The sequence below is a fragment of the Dactylosporangium sp. NPDC049140 genome (genome assembly GCF_040648435.1).
Genome location: NZ_JBEZDS010000019.1, coordinates 148181 through 167613, shown reverse-complemented (window position 1 = coordinate 167613; position 19433 = coordinate 148181). Strand labels below are relative to the sequence as shown.

Sequence of the window (19433 nt, the reverse complement as noted above, 5' to 3'; positions counted from 1 at the left end):
TCTAGCTCAGATGGACCGAGCGGTAGGGCATGGTGTCGCCCTCGCGGTAGAGCTCCGCGGTGATCGTGCCGGTCGCGGGGACCGCCGTGGTGACCGCCCAGGTCGCGTCGTTGCGGACCCGCGGCGTGAACGAGGCCTGGAAGCTGCCGTTGTCGTGGATCTTCACGGTGTACTGCGTGGTGTGCTGCTCGTGACAGATCACGCCGATCACGACGTCACGCTGGGCCGCGCCCTCCTCGACCGGCCCGGCGGGCACGATCGAGAGCTCGGTGAACGCCACCGCGTCGGCCCGGCTCGCGCTGTGCCAGCTCACGACCCCGGCCACCGTCACGAAGAGCACGGCCAGGGCCAGCGGGGCCAGGCGCAGGGCGGCCTTGCGGGTGCTCAGCGTCGTCGCGCGCAGCGGCACCGCGCCCTGCTCGACGGTGTCCGCCGTCGACCAGTTCGAGTCCGGCCGGCTGCGCTGGCGCAGGTACCAGACCAGCGCCGACACCACCGTGACCCCGACGCCGAGCTCGGCCCAGGACAGCCGGCTCAGCCGCGCGCCGCCGGCGAACATGCCGATGCCGCCGAGCGCGAGCGCGGCGAGGCTCAGCGTGACGGCGAGCGTGCCCCGCTCGATCGGGCTCAGCGAGCGGCCCGGGAACAGCCCGCGGGTCATCGCGTAGCCGGGCAGGACCAGCGTCAGCAGCAGGCCGGCGACGACCGCCGGGGGCCCGTCGAACTGCAGCACGACCGCGAGCGCGGCCACCGAGGTGATCGCGAGCAGGACCGCCGGCGTCCCGGCGCGGTTGGGGGCCATGCTCAGCTGTCCCTGAGGTCGTAGATGCGGATGGTGCCGTTGTCGTAGACCCGGTCGGCCCCGACGATCGCGTCGAACTTGGTCAGCCCGGCCCGGTCCAGCGGGCCCGTGCGCTTGCCCACCATCGGGTCCTGCGGGAAGTACGAGCCGGTGACGGGCTCGTGGTCGGCGAGGCGGATGTCGACGTAGACGAACTCGACCGAGCGGGCCCGGACCAGCTCCTGGTCCTTCAGGCCCCACGCGGTGGAGTAGAACAGCGGCGCGGTCTCGCGGACGATGCGCTGGCCGCCGTACGTCGAGACGAGGCCGAACCCGGTGGTGTCGGCGGCGAAGCGGTGCCCGGTGCCCAGGTAGGCCCGGCTCCAGTTGGCCGCGGTCACGCCCATCGGGTCGACCGCCCGCTCGAAGCCCGAGGCCAGGAACCCGCCCGGCAGCCGGCCGTAGAAGGCGGGCCAGCCGCCGACCCGGGAGTTGACGAGCAGCAGCAGGGCCAGCCCGGCCGCCAGCGACCAGGTGACCGCGGTGCGGGTGCGGGTGATGGACAGGTGCCGCCGCGTCCGCAGGCCGCCGTTGCGCCGCCACGCCAGCACGGTGCTCGCCACCAGCAGCGACACCGGCACGTAGGTGAAGGTCGCGGCCCGCCCGGCCAGCTCCGGGCCCTGGGTGCCGATGAAGCGCAGGCCGGCGGTGGCGAAGAAGACGAACGTGCCGGCCAGCAGCGACCAGTGCCAGACGTCGCGGGACCGGCCGGCGACCGCCGTGCGCAGCTGCTGCACGAACAGTGCGAACAGCGCGAGCACGGCCACCACGGACACCGCCGTCTCCCAGCGCGGGGGCGTCGCCGACCCGTTCGCCGCGCCGCCGAACTCGCCGTGCAGCAGCAGCCGGACGCCCGCGCTCCAGAGGCCCCGCGCGGCCGGGGTGAGGTACGTCGTGACGTCAGTGGCCACGAAGACGAACCAGGTCCCCGTCGCCGCCGCGGCCAGCCCGCCGAGGATGAGCGCCCCGTAGCGGCGCGGCCGGCCGAACAGGAACTCGCAGGCGCCGATGAGCAGCAGCGTGCCGACCGTCATCATCGCGGTGACGTGGTGCGTGACCACGACCCCGGCGATCGCGAACCCGCCGATCGCGAGGTGGGCGAGCACCCGCCGCTCGTACTGCCAGCAGATCGCGGCCCACACCGCGAGCATCAGGAACGGCAGCGCGCCGGTCTGGTACACGTACATCGAGTCGAAGAACAGGTAGTGCAGCGAGGTCGCGTAGATCACGCAGGTCAGCCCGGCCAGGCGCGGCGAGCCGCCGACCCGGCGCACCACCGCGAAGAGCAGGCTCACGAAGGCCAGGTGCGCGAGCCCGGCCACGACCAGCCCGGCGACGGTGACCGGCAGCCCGGTGAGCAGCGCGACCGAGCCGCCCATCTCCTCCAGGCCGGGGAAGTGCTCGACGACCGGCAGGCCGTGGTCGGGCTCGTAGAGGTGCGCGGTGCGGACCAGGGTCGAGGTCGCGGCCCAGTGCTGCAGCTCGTCCGGGAAGCGGAACTGGTCCGGGCTGTACATCCACTTCTGCAGGTACTGGTTCACGGCCAGGCCGAGCACGAGCGCGTAGGCCTCCGCGGTGCCCGCGAGCCGCGCCAGCATCCGCACCGCGACCGGCGCGAACACCAGCACCTGGCCGAGCCAGTAGGCCGCGACCGCCCAGCCGGCGCCGTCGCGCCCGCCCGAGTAGGCGAGGGCGACCAGGGCGACCCCGGCCGAGGAGAGCGCGATGATCCAGGGGGCCTGGCCCAGCATCGGGACGTGCGCGGCGAGCCAGCCGGTGGGATCGGACATTTTGACGGTACCGCTGGAAGGCGCCTTGGCTTGTGCGAGTTGCTCGGCGCTGACCTCCACGGTCGCGTCGTCGTCGGCGGGCAGGCGTGGCGCGGGGATCGGGGTGCGGCGCACGGTGCGGCGGGTCGTGTGCACCCGCATCAGTTCCTCGCGGCTCACCTCGACGGTCTCGTCGTCGGAGACGGTCTTGCCGGCGGGCGTCCGCGGCTCGGGCGGCGGGGTCTTGCGCACGGTCGTCCGGCGGGCGGGGGCGCTCACGCGGCCACCTCCGCCGGCTCGGGCGTGCGCGGGCGGCGGCGCTGCTCGCGGCGGCCGCGCAGGTAGGCGGCCGGGCCCTGCAGCATGCCCCGGCGGTTGTTGGCCAGGATGTGGGCCGGGAAGTCCGGGCCGACCGTCGCCAGCCGGGCCCCGTCGGGGTTGCGCAGGTCGCGCAGGGCGGTCGGGGCCAGCCGCAGCAGCCGCGGTACGAGCGCGGGGCGCCCGAGCACGAGGCTCGTGTACCCCGCGGTGAGCCCGACGCCGTAGCCGAACAGCTGCCGCTCGAGGCCGGCCAGGTCGCGGCGGTGGGTGTGGCGGGTCAGCGCGGCCGGGCGGTAGGCGATGGTGCCCCCGGCGAGCAGCACCTTCGCGAACGCGACGGTGTCCTCGCCGCCCATGGCCGGGGTGCCGGCGCCGAGCGCGGGGTCGAAGCCGCCGATCGCCCGGGCCGCGGCGGCGCGCCAGGCCATGTTGGCGCCGGCGCCGAAGGGCGGGAGGGGGTACAGCGGGCTCTGCACCTTCGCCGTGGCGGGGGAGAAGACGGCGGCGGTGAACCCGCGGCCCTTGCTGTGCCCGCCGAACTCCTCGAACCAGACCTGCGCCGCGGTGGCCAGCTCGGCCGGGACGACCGCGCCGGTGACGACCCCGGCCTCGGGGTGCTCGGCGAAGCCGCGGGCGAGCTCGGCGAGCCAGTGCTCGTCGGCAACCTCGTCGTCGTCGAGCCAGGCGAGGATCTCGTCGCCGGTCTCGGCGAGGGCGCGGTTGCGGGCGTTGGACAGGCCCGGCCGCGGCTCCCGCACGTAACGCACTCCGCGGGCGCGCGCGACCTGCTCCGTTACGTCACTGGTGGGGGCGTTGTCCACGACCAGGACCTGGAAGTCGGGGTACCGCTGCCGCGCGACGCTGTCGAGGCACGTGGCGAGGGCCTCGGGCTGGTCGCGGGTGCACACGACGACCGTGATCGGGGGCGCGTCGCGCAGGACCGCCGCGCGCCGCGCCAGGAAGTCGCCGTCCCGGCGCTCGGCGACAGCGGGGCCGAACTTCCGGTCCACGGCCGCGTGCGGGTCCTCGCCGGCCGCGACGACCAGGGCGCCGATCGGCTCGGTGTGGACGCGGACGAGGAGCCACGTTTGTTGTGACTTCTCTGATTTTCCGGACATGTCGGTTGTCGCGGCGGACGGAAGGTTGTAGTCCGCGACCGCCATCCCGACGCTCATGCCGTTCCGACCGCCGGCTCCAGCACCTTGCGCCGGCGCGCGCCGAACGCCCACTCGTAGCCGGCCCCGACGCCGGCCGCGCCCGCCCCGGCGACGAGCGCGAACGCCTGGCCGAACCGGTGGGCGCCGCGGCCGCGCAGGCCGTCGAGCAGCGCCCGGGCCGCCGCGCGGGGCAGCTCGCGCGCGTAGTCCTGCTCCGAGCCGAGGCTCTCGCGGCCCAGGTTGAGCCGGGCCAGCTCGACCTTGCCGCGGCCCTCGTTGGCCGAGCGGGCCACGAAGAAGCGCAGCGTCGAGCGGGCCGCGGGCACCGAGTGGTCGATGACGGAGGCGGGGTTGTAGACCCAGCGGCCGCCGTCCTCGCCCATGCGCAGGCAGAGGTCGGTGTCCTCAGGGCGGGCCCGCTCGCCGACCTTGCCGAAGCCGACCCGGAAACCGCCGACGGCCAGGAACGCGTCGCGGCGCACCGCCATGCTCTCCGACCAGACGTTGCGCACCGGGGCCTGCTCGGTGGGCATCCCGCGGTACGAGGCGCCGACGACCCACAGGAACTCGTCCGGGAACCAGCCCGGCCGGCCCCGCTCCCACGCCGGGGCGATCGCGCCGCCGGTGCCGACCACGCCCGGGTCGGCGAACGGCGCGAGCAGGCCGGCCAGCCAGCCCGGGCGGGCGGTGGCGTCGTCGTCGAGCAGCGCGATGAACCGGCTGGTGGTGTGGCGAACGCCGGTGTTGCGCGCGCCCGAGGCGCCCCGCTCCGACTCGTTGGCCACGACCGTGGTGCCGGGCAGCTCGCGCTCGGCCCGGGCGAGCAGGGCCGGGTTGTGGTCGACGACCACGACGACCCGTTCCGGCCGCGGCTCCTGCGCCCACGCGGAGGCGACGGCGGCCCGCAGCTGCTCCCAGCGCCGCTCGGAGTAGCAGGGGATGACCACGCTGACGTCCGGTGCGCTCATCCGACGAGCGCCTCGTCGTCGTGCGCGGGCCGGTGACGGCGCTGGCCGGGGACGGCCGCTCCCGGCACCGAGTGGCGCGCGACCACGCCCGTGGGCGCCGGTCGCGGCCGGGGCACCGTCGGCAGCTCCTGGGTGTTCGCGAGCACGGCGCGGCGGTCCGTGGTGCGGGCGCGGCGCTTGCGGCGGAACTCGACCAGGATCGTGCGCAGCACGCGCAGGCCGTCGCGCGGCGCGTTGAGGTTGCTCACGCCGTGCAGCCGGGCGCCCTCGACGCTGCCGACCTCGGCGATGTTCAGGCCGGCCACGGCGGCGCGGACGTTGAGCATGGTCTCGATCTCGAAGCCGTCGCCCCAGAGCTTGCTGCCGTCGGCCGGCGCCGGCAGCCGCGGGTCGGGCAGGTCGAAGCCGGGCAGGGCCCGCGCCCAGAAGGCGTTGTAGCCGTAGCAGAGGTCGGAGTACCGCGTCCGGAACAGCACGTTGACGACCAGGTTGAGCCCCGCGTTGCCGAGCCGTCGCAGCCGGGTGATGTCGTGGCTGCCGCCGCCGTCGCGGAAGCGGGTGCCCTTGGCCAGGTCGGCCCCGTCGACCAGGGCGGCGATGAAGCGCGGGATCTCGGCCGGGTCGGTCGAGCCGTCCGCGTCGATCATAACCACGATGTCGCCCGTGCAGTGGGCGAAGCCGCAGGCCAGGGCGTTGCCCTTGCCCTTGCGGGTCTGCTGTACGACCAGGATGCCGGGCCGCAGCCGGCGGGCCACCTCGACGGTCCGGTCCCGCGAGCCGCCGTCGACGAGGACGACCTCGTGCAGCGGCTCGGGCAGGCGCTCGAACACGTACGGCAGGTTGCGTTCCTCGTTCAGCGCGGGCACGACCACGCTGATCAATGGCCAATCGGTGTGGTCAGCCATCGCGGAACGGTCCCCCCAACCAGTCTCTGCGGTTCCGCGGTTCCCTGCGGTTTGCCTCCGAGTCAGGGGAGCACGTTAACAGGCATGGCCCGGCCCTGCGCACCCACACAGACGTGAGTGTGAGGCTTGGCGCATCGGCCGCTGCCGGGCCGGGCCATTTCCCAGATGTTCGCTGTCGCCGCGTTCAGCGGGAGAACTTGGCGACGTTGGCCTGCTCGCGGGCCTGCATGATCTCGGCGGCCTTGAGCACGGCCCCCTTGATGCCGTTGAGCAGCTGGTGCAGGTCGTTCGCCGCGCTCTCCCACTCGGCCTTGCGCTGGGCGAACGCCTCCTGGGCGTCGCTCTGCCAGCTGGAGAGCAGCGGCTGCACCTGCTGGTTGACGCCGTCGAGCTCCGACTGCATCGACGACAGCGCGGTGCTGATGTCGGACGCCGCCTGGTTCAGTGCCGCGAACTGGACGACGATCTCGTCACCGGCCATGGTGTTCCTCCCCGTTTCGGCTCAGTTGATCATCAGTGCGCGCGTGATCTCGCCGGCGCTCGCCCCGGCCTGCTGCATCTCCTGGCGCATCTCGTCGTCGCTCAGGGTGTAGTCGCGGCCCGCCGTCGACACGGCCTGCGCGATGCTGCGCAGCGCGACGTTGAGGTTCGCGACGTCGCCGTCGAAACGGTCCTTGATCCCCTGGAACGACGAGCCGCCGGCGCCCACCCAGGACGACTGCAGCGGGGTGAGCTCGTTCATCAGCTTGTTGAACATGCCGGTGAGCCGGTCCGCGGCCCCGTCGATCTCCTGAGCGGTCTTCGCCATGACCGCGGCGTCAGTGGTTACTCCCTTGCCAGCCATCGTCAGACCCACCTCCATTCGGATGCCGACGCCCCCGTGGGGCGGCGCTTGTGTATATCACCGTATCGAAGTTCTCCCACTTCCCGTAGTGGGCGGTGCCCGGATTGGCGCGCTAGCCCGCCAGCGGACGCTGCGCCGCCCTCGGGTCGAGGCCGGGTCCGGCGGGAATCCGGGCCACGACGAACGACGGCAGCTCGATCGGCTTGACGGAACCGTAGCCGAACCACGCCAGCTGCGCGGGGTTCACCAGGGCGTAGCGGCGGCCCTGGTCGGTGACGAAGAACACCTGGCCGGAGTCGGTGTCGGCCGACTGGGCCGAGCGCACGACCGCCCCGCCGCCCGACGGCACGACGACCCGGGTCGCGACCTGGTCGGTCGCGTTGCCGTTGGTGGCGATGCCGGCCCCCTCCGGCTGCGGGCCGGCGTTGACGAGCACCTTCGCCGCGCCCTGCCCGTCGGCCCAGGTGGTGCACAGCGTCTTGTCCGGGTCGACGGCGGCCATCGAGGGCACCTGGGCCGGCGGGTCGAGGTCGGTCTGCGGCCGGTTGGCCTTGGCCACGTTTGCGACCTCGGCCGCCTGCACCGCCTTGGCCTGCGGGGTCGCGTTCGGGTACGCCGCCGCGGTGCCCGGATCCGCCAGGATCAGCGCCTGTTCGACCCCGGTGACCGGCATGATGTCGTTGGCGCGCACGAGGTAGCCGGTGGTGGAGCCGCCGACGGTGACCGTGAGCAGCTGCCCGATGAGGTAGTTCTTCAGCGCGGTGGACGCTTTGCCCTTGTTGTCCACCTGTGGCTGGACGATAGGCAGGCCCAGCGGCACGGTGTCGAGGAACGCCTCGTCGACGAGCACCCGCGGCTGCCCGTCGATGCCCATGGCGGCGAAGGTCTGGCGGGAGTCGACGCGGTACCGGTGACCGTTCCAGACCAGGTAGGCCTTCTGGCTGTTGTTCTCGCGCACGATCAGGGCCGAGTCGCCGAGGTCGAGGCCGCCGGGCGGGGTGGCGCCGACCATGATCTGGCTCGACACGGTGGCGCCGCCGCTGGAGTCGTGGCCGGCCACGGCGCACATGGCCCACGCGGAGCGGCTCATCCGGCTCGCGGGGGGCAGCGCGTCGGGCGCGCCCGCGATGCCGATCAGCGGGCCGCGGGTGGCGCCGGTCAGCGACTCCCGGGAGACCGAGACGGTCGTGGCCGGCTGGCCGATCACGAGCACCGCGGAGGAGTAGTTGGCCACCGGGTAGAGCACGCCGTCGCGGTACACGTACCGCGTCCCGGTCTCCTTCTCGATGACGACCGCGTTGCTGGCCTGCCAGCTCGTGTTGCCGCCGTGCTTGACGAGCCCGATCACCCCGAAGACGGCGAGCACCAGCACGGCGACCATGACGCTGGCGTACCCGGCCCCGGCCAGCCGGCGCGTCGGCGACATCGCCGGGTCGGCCTCGCCCGCGACGAACGCGTTGACCACACGCTGCATCAGGTACTGATAGGACTGGATCTGTTCCCGTCGGGACGGCATGTCCGGTTGGTCCCCTCCCCGTGGCCCTCGCGCTTGCGCGGCGCTCGGCTGCATACGATAGGCCAGCGACCACGGAGGTGCGGCATTGGTGACGTCTGATGAGGCCACGCAGATCGCCCGGCCCTGGGCCCTGGCCAGCCTTCCCGTCAGCGGGGGCGACGTCGGGCTGTTCGAGTTCGAGCACGGGTTCGTGGCGTGGGCGAAGGTCCCGCCGTCCGACCCCGACCGCCCGCCGGAGGTGCTGGGCGCGCCGCTGGCCGTGATCGACAAGGAGTCGGGCGAGCTGACCACGTGGCCGTCCCTGTCGCCGCAGGGCGTCGCCGAGCTCTACGAGCTCGAGGTGGCGGCCCGCCGGCGGTTCCCCGACGACGTGCGGCAGGTGCTCGCCAAGGCGGGCTGGCGCTCGGACCGCAACGTCGGCACCTGGATCTCGAGCTGGCTGCGGGACGTCTACGCGGCCACGCCGGGCCTGGAGGCGCGCCTGCCCCTGTTCCCGGTCGCCCGGCGCATCCTGGAGGAGTTCGGCGGCCTGGCGTTTCGTCAGCTCAAGCAGCCGGGCGTGGCCACGGGCGGCTTCGACGTGCAGTTCTGGCCCACGCAGGGCCGGCTGCTGGCCGACCTCTTCGTGGAGTTCGCCGCCGACCTCGGGATGCCGGTGTTCCCGCTGGCCTGGTTCGAGGACGGCCCGAGCGACATCGTGGCCGCGGCCGACGGGCGGGTCTTCCTGCTCCACGAGGTGGGCGAGTTCCTGGTCGGGGCGACGCCGGACGAGGCCGTGACGCGCCTGGTCCGCGGCGAGCCGTTCGCCGAGGTCGACGACTCGGGCGAGGTCATCGCGCCCTGACCGGCGGGGCCGGAAGCCGGGCGCGGGGCGCCCGGCTTCCCCGGTTTCATCCCGCGAGGCCGCGAATCCACGAGTACACGCCCAGCACCTGGCAGACGATCGGGATCGTGGCCAGCACCAGCAGCACGTCGAAGATGTCCGCGAGCCGGCCCAGGTAGACCGAGGGCGGCCGTACGCTGTACCGCATCCCCGCCGTCACCGCGAGCACCGCCACCACCAGCAGCGCGACCCCGACGCCGACCTGCACGGCGAACGAGGCCCCGGTCAGGCGGGCCATGAGCAGCGCGATGCCGGCCAGGCCGGTCAGCAGCAGGGGGAGGCGGTGCCGGACGGTCGCGAAGAGCCGGGCGCGCAGCATGTTGGCCGCGGCCACCACGCCGACCAGGACACCCGCCATGATCCCGTGCTCGCGGCTGATGAGCCAGAACGAGGCGACGTTGAGCACCGCGAAGGCGAACAGCAGGCCGGTGAAGATCTCGTCGGCCCGGGCGACTGTCGCGTACGTGGTCACGGCCGGCGGCACCGGGTCCTGCTGCAGCAGGTCGTCCGTCGTGCGGGGCAGCTGCGGCACCGGTACCTTGCCCAGCCGCACCGAGGTCAGCGGCAGGACGGGGGCCAGCAGCACCAGCAGGCCGACCAGGGCCGCGGCGCACTCCGGGGCGCCGAGCGAGGTCAGGCCGAGCAGGCCGGCGAGCACGCCCATGGCGCCCGCGAAGATGCCGGCCACGAAGAGGCGGATGTTCGCGCCGACCGCGACGTATCCGATCACGCCGAAGGCCAGCAGCGCGCCCGCGCCCGTGAGCAGGTGCGGGGCGCCGAGGCGGGAGAGCTTCTCGTCGCCACCGAGCAGGAGCAGGCCGCCGGCGAACGCGTACAGCAGGCTCGCCGCCCCCAGGGTCGAGCCCGCGGTGGCGTCGGACATCGCCCGGGACAGCACGAAACCGCCGGTCAGCAGGCCCGCGGCGATCACCAGCGCGACGATGCCGGGCAGCGTCCAAGACGGGCCGGCGAAGAACAGCAGCGCCAGGGTGCCGAAGAGCAGCAGCACGCCGGTCGCGAGGCCGGTGACGCGGGTCGCGGCCGGGGTCCAGGCGGCGCCGTAGCGGCGGGCCCCGGCCGCGATCGCGTCGACCACGTCGTCGTACTCGAGCTCGGGCCACTCCTCGTAGCGCGGCGCGAGGTGCAGGATGTCGCCGTCGTGGACGTCCTGGGCGGCGAGGGTGCGGCTCATGTCGAGCGTGCTGCCGTCGGTGCGGCGCAGCACCCAGCCACCGTGGTCGAGGCCGTCGTCGGCCAGGGCCTCGCCGGCCCGGGGCAGTACCCCCGGCAGCAGCATGGCCAGCGGAATCTGCTCCGGCAGCGCCAGGTCGAGCCGCCGCTTGGGTGCGGCCAGCACCACCCGGGCCAGCCCGGCACCAACGTTCTCGGCCATCGCCCCGTGCTCCCTGCCAGTTCCAGCGCCCGAACGAGAGTGCCCAACCTAGCAGCCCTGTGGATAGCATGGGTGATCGAACGGGTTCTACGGGGAGGGATGAGCTCGACGTGAGCACTGTCGTGCGCCGCAGGCCTTCGCGGCGGGCCGAGCCCGAGTACCCCTCGGGCGAGGTCCTGCTGGAGGCGCCACCGGAGGTCCCAGCCCCGACCGGCAAGGGCTGGACCCAGATGCTCATGATGATCCCGATGCTGGCGGGGTCGGGCTCGATGGCGCTGATGTTCGCCGGTCAGCGGGGCGGCCCCCTCGCCTACATGACGGGCGCGATGTTCGGCCTGTCCGCGATCGGCATGCTCGCGTCCCAGTTCGGCCAGAACGCGGGCCCGGGGCGGCAGGAGATGCTGCTCGCCCGGCGCAACTACATGCGCCACCTCTCCCAGCGCCGCCGTCAGGTGCGCCGCGCCGGGCAGAAGCAGAGAGCGGCGCAGCTGTACCGCTACCCCGACCCCGATGCGCTGTGGTCGATCCCGGCCAGCCAGCGGCTCTGGGAGCGCCGCTCCGGCGACGCCGACTTCGGCATGGTCCGCCTCGCGCTCGGCCCGCAGGACCTCGCGACGCCCCTGGTGCCCCCGGCGAGCAAGCCGCTGGAGGACCTCGACCCGATGTGCGCGGTCGCGCTGCGGCGGTTCGTGACGACCTACGCCACCGTCGACGACCTGCCGATCGTGATGGCGCTCGACGGCTTCGCCCGCGTGTACATGCAGGGCGGGATCGAGCAGACCCGCGGACTGGCCCGCGCGATCGTGGCCCAGGCGGCCGCCTTCCACTCCCCGGACGACCTGCTCGTCGCGGTGTGCGCCGGGCCGGGCAGCGCCGGGCTGTGGGAGTGGGCCAAGTGGCTGCCGCACGCGCTGCACCCGGGGCGCAACGACGCCCTCGGCCAGCTGCGCCTGGTCTCGACAAACGTGCCGGGCCTCGAGGCGATGCTCGACGACGTGCTGGGCTCCCGGCCCCGGTTCAACCCGTCCGGCAGCTCGGAGCGGGTCGGCGGCCCGCACCTCATCGTCGTGCTCGACGGCGGCGACGTGCTCGGCTCCGACCACCTCATGACGGAGGGCGGCGTCGAGGGCGTCACGGTGCTCGACCTGTCCACCCCGCCGCCGCGCCTGCTCGACCAGACCGCGCTCGTGCTGAGCATCGACCCCGGCGGCGCCCTGTCCAGCAGCACCTTCGAGGGCAAGGCCGAGGTCGGCCGGGCCGACGGGCTCAGCCTGGCCGAGACGGAGGCGCTGGCGCTGCAACTTTCACCGCTGCGGCTCTCCGCGGCCTCGCGCACCGAGCAGCGGGCCACCGGCACCATCGACCTCACCGACCTGCTCGAGATCGGCTCGCCCGAGGACTACGACCCCACCCGCCACTGGGTGCCGCGCCCGCAGCGCGACCGGCTGCGGGTGCCGATCGGCTGGTCGCCGGACGGCACGATGGTCGAGCTGGACCTGAAGGAGTCGGCGCAGGACGGCATGGGCCCGCACGGCCTGCTCATCGGGGCCACCGGCTCCGGCAAGTCGGAGCTGCTGCGCACGCTGGTGCTCGCGCTCGCGGTCACGCACAGCTCCGAGGTGCTCAACTTCGTGCTCATCGACTTCAAGGGCGGCGCGACCTTCACCAAGCTCGACGTGCTGCCGCACACCAGCGCGGTGATCACCAACCTCGAGGACGAGCTGCCCCTGGTCGACCGCATGACCGACGCCATCAACGGCGAGCTGCTGCGGCGCCAGGAACTGCTGCGCAAGGCCGGCATGTACGCCTCCCAGCGCGACTACGAGAAGGCCCGCACGGCCGGCGCCCCGCTGCAGCCGCTGCCGAGCCTGCTCATCATCTGCGACGAGTTCAGCGAGCTGCTCACCGCCAAACCGGACTTCATCGACATGTTCGTGCAGATCGGACGGGTCGGCCGGTCGCTGGGCGTGCACCTGCTGCTCGCCTCGCAGCGGCTGGAGGAGGGCCGGCTCAGAGGCCTGGACACGCACCTGTCGTACCGCGTCGGCCTGCGGACGTTCTCGGCGGTGGAGAGCCGCATCGTGCTCGGCGACGTCGCCGCCTTCGAGCTGCCCCGCTCGCCCGGCCACGGCTACCTGCGCTTCGGTACCGAGCCGCTCAAGCGCTTCCGGGCCGCGTACGTCTCGGGCGTGTACCGCCGCGACACCGCCGTCGCCCTGGCCGCCGCCGGGGGCGGGCCGGTCGTGCGCGACTACGTCAGCGGCTACGTCGCCCCGCCGGTGACCGAGGAGCCGGTGGTCGTCAAGGAGGAGGAGAACGTCGTCGGCGAGAGCATGCTCGACCTCCTGGTCGACCGCATGCGGGGCAAGGGCATACCGGCCCACCAGGTGTGGCTGCCGCCGCTGTCCGACCCGCCGTCGCTCGACACGCTGCTGCCCTCGCGGATCGTGGACCCCGAGCGCGGCCTGACCGTGCAGGTGGCGGAGCTGCAGGGCAGCCTGCACGCGGTGCTCGGCATCGTCGACCGGCCGCTGGACCAGCGCCGCGACCCGGTCTGGTGGGAGCTGGCCGGCTCGGCCGGGCACGCGGTCGTCGTCGGCGGCCCGGGCAGCGGCAAGAGCACGATCCTGCGCAGCCTGGTGCTGAGCCTGGCCCTGTCGCACACCCCGCGCGAGGCCCAGTTCTACTGCCTCGACTTCGGCGGCGGCGCCCTGGGCACGCTGCGCGAGGTGCCGCACGTCGGCGGGGTCGCCACCCGGCTCGACCCGGGCGCGGTGCGCCGCACGGTCGCCGAGCTCTACGTGCTGCTGGCCGAGCGCGAGCGGCGCTTCGCCGCGGCGGCCGTCGACTCGATGGCGACCTACCGCCGGGCGCGCCGGGCCGGGCAGCACGCCGACGACCCGTTCGGCGACGTGTTCCTGATCATCGACGGCTGGTCGACGATCCGCTCCGACTTCGAGGACCTCGAGGGGACGATAAACGACCTGACGAACCGCGGACTCACCTACGGCGTCCACGTGATCGCCTCCGCGACCCGCTGGAACGACGTCCGGCCCGCCATCCGCGACCTCTTCGGCAGCCGCCTCGAGCTGCGCCTGGGCGACCCGAGCGACTCCCAGATCGACCGGCGCGCGGCGATGAACGTGCCCGACCGCACGCCGGGCCGCGGCATCGTCCCCGGCGGCCTGCAGTTCCTCGGCGCCCTGCCGCGCGTCGACGGGCAGCAGACGGTCGAGGACCTCTCCGACGGCGTCGAGAAGCTGGTCGCCGAGATCCGCCAGAGCTGGCCCGCGGCCGGGGCCCCGCCGGTGCGGCTGCTGCCGGCGATGCTGCCGTACGAGAGCCTGCCGATCACCGACCGCGAGCGCGCCGGCATCCCGATCGGCATCGCGGAGGCCGACCTGAGCCCGGTCTGGGTGAACTTCGACCAGGACCCGCACTTCCTGCTCTTCGGCGACTCCGCGTCGGGCAAGAGCGCGTTCCTGCGGGCCTTCGGGCAGGCGCTCATCGACCGGTACGAGCTCAACGAGGCTCGGATGATCGTGGTCGACTACCGGCGGAGCCTGCTCGGCGCGTTCGAGAGCAAGCACCTCATCGGCACCGGCACCTCCGCGCAGACGGCTCAGACGATCATGAGCGAGGTCGTCGCGGTGCTCAAGAGCCGGCTACCCGGGCCCGACGTCACGATCGACCAGCTGCGCAACCGCAGCTGGTGGAAGGGCCCGGAGCTGTACGTCCTCGTCGACGACTACGACCTGGTCGCCGGGGGCAGCACCAACCCGGTCACGCCGCTGCTGGACTTCCTCAGCCAGGCCCGCGACGTGGGCCTGCACCTGATCCTGACCCGGCGCACCGGCGGCGCCAGCCGAGCCCTGTACGAGCCGGTGCTCATGCGGCTGCGGGAGCTCGGCTCGCCCGGCATGCTGCTGTCCGGCGAGCGGGACGAGGGCGCGCTGCTGGGCAACGTCCGCTCGTCGCACCAGCCGCCCGGCCGCGGGTACTACGTGACGCGCAAGGAGGGCGGCCGGCTCGTCCAGCTGGCCTGGCGTCCGCCGCCGAGCTGATGAACCTCGATTTCTTGTGGTGCGTGAACTATATGATTGAGTTAAATCTATCGGGACGACTTCGGCCGACGGGGAGGGCGAATGACCAGAGACGGTTATGACTACAAGCCGGGGCATGACTCCTGGAAGCCGGTCGAACACACCGACATCAAGGTCAACGTCTCGAGCCTCGGTGACTATGTGACGTACGTCAACAAGGAGATCGAGGACTACAACACCAACCTGAAGGACGGCGTCCTGCCGATGACGAAGGTCCAGTCGACCTTCGCCGGCTTCGGGGAGGCCAAGCTCTACCGCGGGGTGCACGCGAACGCGCTGGCGGCCACCGGCGAGATGCTCAAGGACGTCGCGTTCAGCCTGCAGGCGATCGCCTCGGCCGCGGTCGGGATCTACTACGAGTACCTCGGCGGCGACGACCTCGGCAAGGCCAAGGTCGACGACGTGTACGACGTCTTCTGGCCGTCCGACGGGCGCCCCACGCTGCAGGACAAGCTCAAGGAGCAGCAGCCGCCGCCGGCCTCGACCGACAACACGTCGTTCGAGGCGTCGGAGTACGGCGCGGAGACCGAGGGGGTCATCCCGCCCACCCCCGGTTCGACGTACTTCAACACCTGGGACCAGGGCTTCACGGTGGGCGACGGCAACAACGCCTACCACGTGAACGACAACGGGAACAACATGATGGGCGCGCCCGAAGACCCGTTGAAGAAGTGAGACGGGGACACCGATGACGGACCAGTACTACGGGTATGTGAAGTACACACTCCCCCCGAGCGTTTCGCAGTACGACAACTACTCCTCCTCGAACGACATCGTCGACTACAACCCCACCGACTGGGACGCGGAGTCGACGACGATCGAGATGATGTGGCCCTGGATCCAGATCGACTCCGACGCGCGCGCGACCGCGTTGGCCGACATGTGGCGCCGGGTGCACACGCTGCTGGACAACACCGGGCGCAATCTGCGGCGGTACACCGACGAGCTCGCGGCCAACTGGACCTCGGACGCGTCAAAGGTGTTCCTGCGCGAGATCGGCGCCTCGCTGTCCTCGATCGACGAGTGGAAGGACGCCGCGAACACCAACGCGGAGGGCCTCGACGTGCTCGCCAGCACGATCAAGTACAACCAGGGCAAGGCTCTCGGGATCTGGAACGAGTTCGTCGCGGCGATCAAGAACCCGGGCAGCGTGGCCGGCTCGGCGCCGGCGGTCACCAAGCGCTACGTCGGCGGCGGTCACGGCTACAGCGCCACGTCGAACGAGGTCGAGCCCGAGGACGACCGCAAGAAGCGGCTGATCAAGGAATACACGGCGAAGATCAAGCCGTTCGTCAAGGATCTCGCGGACACCTACCTCAGCGTGTACTTCAACCACCTGACGCACGGTTCGCGGTACAAGGGCCCGACGAACGCGGCGGTGCCGGTCCGGCCGACCATCCACCCCGGCGGCCCCGGTGGCAGCATCCCGCCGCCGCCGATCCTCAACCCGCCGTCGATCCCGAAGATCACGCCGCCCGACCCGAACCAGCTCCAGTCGCAGCTGGCCGGCCTCGGCGTGCCCGGGTACGACCCGGACCACGCCCTGACCCTGGCCGGCGGCGCGGTCGCGCCTCCGCTGCCGCCGCTGCCCGAGATGCACCTTCCCCCGGCCCCGGGCCCGGGCGTGGTGCCCACGATGGGCGTGCCCGGCCTGCCGGCGTTCCCGGGCGGCCCGAACTTCCGCGCCGGCGGCGGCCTGTCCGGCCTCGACCCGGCCGAGGCGGCCCAGCGCCTGGGCCAGGGCCAGGGCGGCCTGCGCCCGCAGCTGCCCGGCCGCCCGAACCTCTCGGGCATGCGCCCGCCGCCCGGCGGCGGCGCCCGCCCGCCGATGCCGCCCGGCCGCGGCAACCCGAACCTGCGCGGGTCGAAGGGCCGCCTCCCCGGCGGCGTCCACGGCCCCGACCTGAGCGAGGAGATGCCGCGCAGCGGCACGCCGCGCAGCCCGATGCCGCCCCGCCTGGGCGGCCGTCGCGGCCCCGGCGGCCAGTCCGGCCACGTGGGCCCGGAGAACGAGCGCCTCGGCGGCCGTGGCAACGGCATGCCGCCGGGCCAGCGCGGCGCGGGCCGCGCCGGCGCGCCGGGCGAGCGGCTCAGCGGCCGCCGCGCCCCGGGCCTGCCGATCGAGGAGCAGGAGGCCTTCAACCGCCAGGCGTCGCGCCCGGCGATCGAGGGCCGCGGCGGGGCGCCGCGCCCGGCCGGCGCCTCGATGCCGGAAGAGGCGGGGCGCAACCCCGCACTGCGCGGGCGCGGTGGTCCCGGCTCCGGGGAGCAGGGCTACCGGCCGGTGCGCCGCGACCAGCGGGCCGACCACGACTACCACGGGGAGGCCACGGAGGACGAGCTGTGGACGGTGGAGCGGCCCAACCAGGGCGGCGCCGTCATCGACACGCCCGACCTTCCGTCGTCGCCGGAGGCGGGGCCGGCCATCGGCCGTTCCTGACCGCTGCTGTGCGCCGTGCCCTCGCCGTTCGTTCGGCGGGGGCACGGTGGTTTCCACCCGAATTTTCGGACTTTTCGGATCTGTTGGTTCTGTCGTTTCTTACGGGCGCGGGCCTCAGTCGGGGCGTGACGAGCGGCTCGGCAGGGCGAAGAACACGTCCTCCGGCTCGATGTCCGGGTCGAGCGCCCGGCGCGGGACCGGGCGGACCTCGCCGGGGCGCCAGTTGCGGGCCCGGCCGCGGCGCACCGCCATCCGCATGGCGAAGATCACAAAGGCGGCGACCAGGATCGCGAGGCCGGCGAAGGTGGCGATGCGGCCCGTCGCCCGCCAGCGGCTCAGGCGGGCGGCGGCGGCCGCGTCCTTCACGGCGGGCGGGATCGGCGGCGGGGTGGCCGCGCCCTCTTTCGGCACGGTCTCGTAGACGGCGCGGAAGGGGTCGACCATGCCGTACCCGAACTCGTTGCTGCGCTGCGCGCCCGCCATCCGGTCCGCGGTCACCTGCAGCCGCCACGACACGTCGGAGTTCTTCAGGCCCGGCTGGGCCGACCACACCAGGGCCGCGGCGGCGCTCACGATGGGCGCGGCGAAGCTTGTGCCCTTCCAGTACTGGTGGCCGCGCTCGCGCGTGGCGCCGAGCACGAGGTTGCCCGGGGCGGCGATGTCGACGTACGGGCCGACCTGCGACTCGGCGACGCGGGTGCCGTCCTGGTTGATCCCGGCGACGCCGAGGACGCCGGGGTAGCTCGCCGGGTAGGACGGCGGGTCGCTCGGGATCGGGTTCTTCGGCGAGCCGATCGGTGGCGGGGTCGCATCCGCGGTCGAGTGGTGGTTGCCCACCGCGGCGACGACGAGCGCGCCCTTGGTGTTAATCGCGTAGTCGACGGCCTGGGCGACGGCCGGGTAGTCGGCGTCGAGGCTCAGCGAGATGTTGATGATGCGGGCGCCCTGGTCCGCGGCGTACCTGATCGCCTTGGCGAAGACGTCCGGCGGCGCGGCCTCGCCGTTCGTGCCCTCCTCGTGGTCGGACACGCGGATCGGCAGGATCTTCACGCCCGGGGCCAGGCCCTCGAAGCCCACGCCGTTGGCGTGCTTGGCCGCGATGATGCTCGCCACCGCCGTGCCGTGCGAGGTGCAGTCGAAGTCGGCCCCGGCGGCGTTGCGCAGGAAGTCGAACCCGGGCAGCACCTGGCCCGCGAGCTGCGGGTGGGCGCCGTCGACACCGGAGTCGACGACCGCGACCGTGATGCCGGCGCCGGTCGTGGTCGGCCAGATCCGCGACGTGCCGAAGGCCTGCTGCGGCCAGGGCGCCTCCTTGACCACGTCACCCGATTTGGCGGGGTTGTTGCACGTTCCGGCCGGAGGTGGCCCCGCGAGTGCCGTTTGCGGCACGGTGAGCAGCGCCGCCGCGGCACCGAGCGCTGCGAAGGCGGCGAACCAACGCTTGCGCTGCACGTCGGAGCCCTTCTGTGACATCGATTCGCACTGGTGGCGTATTGCCGTTGTTGAGTATCGTACGGTTGGACGGCTTGCGACGGGGAGGGCACCTTGGACAACCGTGCGCTCCGAGCGCGCGCAGACGAGCTGATGGGCGAGCTCGAGCGGGTGCGTGGCGGTATGGGCACCCTGCAGCAGAAGCTGCAGGCGATCACCGCGACGGCGAAGTCGGACGACGGCTTCATCACCGCCGTCGTCGGGCCGCGCGGCCAGCTCATCCGGCTCGACATCGACGCGCGAATCTACCGCCGCCCGGACTCCCGGCAGCTGGCGCAGTCGATCACCAAGACGATCCAGGCGGCGTCGGCCGACGCGATGAAGCAGGTCACCGACGCGTGCAAGCCGTTCATGGCCGAGTCGGACGTCCAGGCGCACCTTGCGTTCGACCTGCAGGGCATGACCCACAAGCTCGACTCCGAGCTGGGCCTGCTCGCGGTGGACGCGGAGAAGGAGAAGGAGCAGCGATGACGGACAGCACCGCGGTCAACCCCAAACAGGCGCTGGGCGCCGCGACGCAGCTCACGACCGCCGGCGAGAGCATGCTCAAGCAGTGGCGGGGCCTGCGCGCCCGCATCGACGCGCTCAACGGCGGCCAGCCGTGGGGCAACGACGAGCCGGGGAAGAACTTCAACAAGTACTACCTGGAGGGCAACCCGCCGCCCTGCACCAGCGTGCTCGACGGCGGCGAGAGCCTGGTCGTCGCCCTGTCCAAGCTCGGTGAGCAGGTCAAGGAGGGCGTCCAGGGCGTCGTGGACATCGACGAACTGACCGCCGAATGGTTCAAGAAGAAGTGACGCGG

At 73.0% G+C, this 19433-nt stretch carries 16 protein-coding genes; 6 read left to right on the top strand and 10 right to left on the bottom strand.

All coding sequences use genetic code 11. The annotated features are described in order from the left end of the window. Position 1: 1 nt before the first annotated feature. The 8 genes from AB0B76_RS28680 to eccB all read right to left on the bottom strand — a co-directional run bounded on the left by AB0B76_RS28680 (position 2) and on the right by eccB (position 8321). A complete protein-coding gene (locus tag AB0B76_RS28680) occupies positions 2-802 on the bottom strand; it encodes a DUF1616 domain-containing protein (RefSeq protein WP_360381371.1) in 801 nt (266 codons plus the stop codon). 2 nt (positions 803-804) lie between these two features. Continuing rightward, entirely contained in the window at positions 805-2889 is a 2085-nt protein-coding gene (locus AB0B76_RS28675) for a hypothetical protein (protein ID WP_360381369.1), read from the bottom strand. Beyond that, complete coding sequence (locus AB0B76_RS28670; RefSeq protein WP_360381368.1) at positions 2886-4106, bottom strand: glycosyltransferase family 2 protein; 1221 nt, start codon at positions 4104-4106, stop codon at positions 2886-2888. Before AB0B76_RS28670 ends, AB0B76_RS28675 begins: the two co-directional genes overlap by 4 nt. Beyond that, positions 4103-5056 (bottom strand): glycosyltransferase, encoded by a 954-nt coding sequence (locus tag AB0B76_RS28665; RefSeq protein WP_360381365.1) that lies wholly within the window; start codon positions 5054-5056, stop codon positions 4103-4105. The genes AB0B76_RS28670 and AB0B76_RS28665 overlap by 4 nt, the downstream gene beginning before the upstream one ends. Then, positions 5053-5961: a glycosyltransferase family 2 protein gene (locus tag AB0B76_RS28660; RefSeq protein ID WP_360381363.1), complete on the bottom strand. Its 909-nt coding sequence runs from the start codon at positions 5959-5961 to the stop codon at positions 5053-5055. Before AB0B76_RS28660 ends, AB0B76_RS28665 begins: the two co-directional genes overlap by 4 nt. Before the next feature lie 184 nt (positions 5962-6145). Next, positions 6146-6442, bottom strand: a complete 297-nt coding sequence (locus AB0B76_RS28655; protein ID WP_360381360.1) for a WXG100 family type VII secretion target — start codon at positions 6440-6442, stop codon at positions 6146-6148. Between the two features lie 21 nt (positions 6443-6463). After that, positions 6464-6805 carry a WXG100 family type VII secretion target gene (locus tag AB0B76_RS28650; RefSeq protein WP_360381357.1) on the bottom strand — a complete coding sequence of 114 codons (342 nt, stop codon included), beginning with the start codon at positions 6803-6805 and terminating at the stop codon, positions 6464-6466. Positions 6806-6917: 112 nt separating this feature from the next. Further along, positions 6918-8321 (bottom strand): type VII secretion protein EccB, encoded by a 1404-nt coding sequence (gene eccB / locus AB0B76_RS28645; RefSeq protein ID WP_360381355.1) that lies wholly within the window; start codon positions 8319-8321, stop codon positions 6918-6920. A gap of 88 nt (positions 8322-8409) precedes the next feature. On the opposite strand from eccB, the gene AB0B76_RS28640 reads away from it, so the two are divergent. After that, positions 8410-9165, top strand: a complete 756-nt coding sequence (locus AB0B76_RS28640) for an SUKH-3 domain-containing protein (RefSeq protein WP_360381353.1) — start codon at positions 8410-8412, stop codon at positions 9163-9165. 46 nt (positions 9166-9211) lie between these two features. On the opposite strand, the gene eccD is transcribed toward AB0B76_RS28640, so the two are convergent. Beyond that, on the bottom strand, positions 9212-10597 hold the full coding sequence (gene eccD / locus AB0B76_RS28635) for a type VII secretion integral membrane protein EccD (protein ID WP_360381350.1): 1386 nt from the start codon (positions 10595-10597) through the stop codon (positions 9212-9214). 110 nt (positions 10598-10707) lie between these two features. On the opposite strand from eccD, the gene eccCa reads away from it, so the two are divergent. The 3 genes from eccCa (at position 10708) to AB0B76_RS28620 (ending at position 17140) form a co-directional block, all read left to right on the top strand. Next, positions 10708-14661, top strand: coding sequence for a type VII secretion protein EccCa (gene eccCa / locus AB0B76_RS28630; RefSeq protein ID WP_360381348.1), 3954 nt, complete (start codon positions 10708-10710; stop codon positions 14659-14661). Between the two features lie 81 nt (positions 14662-14742). Beyond that, complete coding sequence (locus tag AB0B76_RS28625) at positions 14743-15375, top strand: hypothetical protein (protein ID WP_360381345.1); 633 nt, start codon at positions 14743-14745, stop codon at positions 15373-15375. A gap of 37 nt (positions 15376-15412) precedes the next feature. Beyond that, positions 15413-17140 carry a hypothetical protein gene (locus AB0B76_RS28620; protein WP_360381343.1) on the top strand — a complete coding sequence of 576 codons (1728 nt, stop codon included), beginning with the start codon at positions 15413-15415 and terminating at the stop codon, positions 17138-17140. Positions 17141-17254: 114 nt separating this feature from the next. On the opposite strand, the gene mycP is transcribed toward AB0B76_RS28620, so the two are convergent. Then, a complete protein-coding gene (gene mycP / locus AB0B76_RS28615; RefSeq protein WP_360381340.1) occupies positions 17255-18592 on the bottom strand; it encodes a type VII secretion-associated serine protease mycosin in 1338 nt (445 codons plus the stop codon). Between the two features lie 93 nt (positions 18593-18685). Here mycP and AB0B76_RS28610 point away from each other — a divergent pair, with 93 nt between their 5' ends. Together AB0B76_RS28610 and AB0B76_RS28605 are read left to right on the top strand one after the other, a co-directional pair. Next, positions 18686-19102, top strand: coding sequence for a YbaB/EbfC family nucleoid-associated protein (locus AB0B76_RS28610; RefSeq protein WP_360381337.1), 417 nt, complete (start codon positions 18686-18688; stop codon positions 19100-19102). Continuing rightward, on the top strand, positions 19099-19428 hold the full coding sequence (locus tag AB0B76_RS28605) for a hypothetical protein (RefSeq protein WP_360381335.1): 330 nt from the start codon (positions 19099-19101) through the stop codon (positions 19426-19428). The genes AB0B76_RS28610 and AB0B76_RS28605 overlap by 4 nt, the downstream gene beginning before the upstream one ends. The last annotated feature ends 5 nt before the right edge of the window (positions 19429-19433 follow it).

Coding starts and splice junctions, on each gene's coding strand:
- AB0B76_RS28680 (WP_360381371.1), bottom strand. CDS start 802: ATGGCCCCCAACCGCGCCGGGACGCCGGCGGTCCTGCTCGCGATCACC.
- AB0B76_RS28670 (WP_360381368.1), bottom strand. CDS start 4,106: ATGAGCGTCGGGATGGCGGTCGCGGACTACAACCTTCCGTCCGCCGCG.
- AB0B76_RS28665 (WP_360381365.1), bottom strand. CDS start 5,056: ATGAGCGCACCGGACGTCAGCGTGGTCATCCCCTGCTACTCCGAGCGG.
- AB0B76_RS28660 (WP_360381363.1), bottom strand. CDS start 5,961: ATGGCTGACCACACCGATTGGCCATTGATCAGCGTGGTCGTGCCCGCG.
- AB0B76_RS28655 (WP_360381360.1), bottom strand. CDS start 6,442: ATGGCCGGTGACGAGATCGTCGTCCAGTTCGCGGCACTGAACCAGGCG.
- AB0B76_RS28650 (WP_360381357.1), bottom strand. CDS start 6,805: ATGGCTGGCAAGGGAGTAACCACTGACGCCGCGGTCATGGCGAAGACC.
- eccB (WP_360381355.1), bottom strand. CDS start 8,321: ATGCCGTCCCGACGGGAACAGATCCAGTCCTATCAGTACCTGATGCAG.
- eccD (WP_360381350.1), bottom strand. CDS start 10,597: ATGGCCGAGAACGTTGGTGCCGGGCTGGCCCGGGTGGTGCTGGCCGCA.
- AB0B76_RS28625 (WP_360381345.1), top strand. CDS start 14,743: ATGACCAGAGACGGTTATGACTACAAGCCGGGGCATGACTCCTGGAAG.
- AB0B76_RS28605 (WP_360381335.1), top strand. CDS start 19,099: ATGACGGACAGCACCGCGGTCAACCCCAAACAGGCGCTGGGCGCCGCG.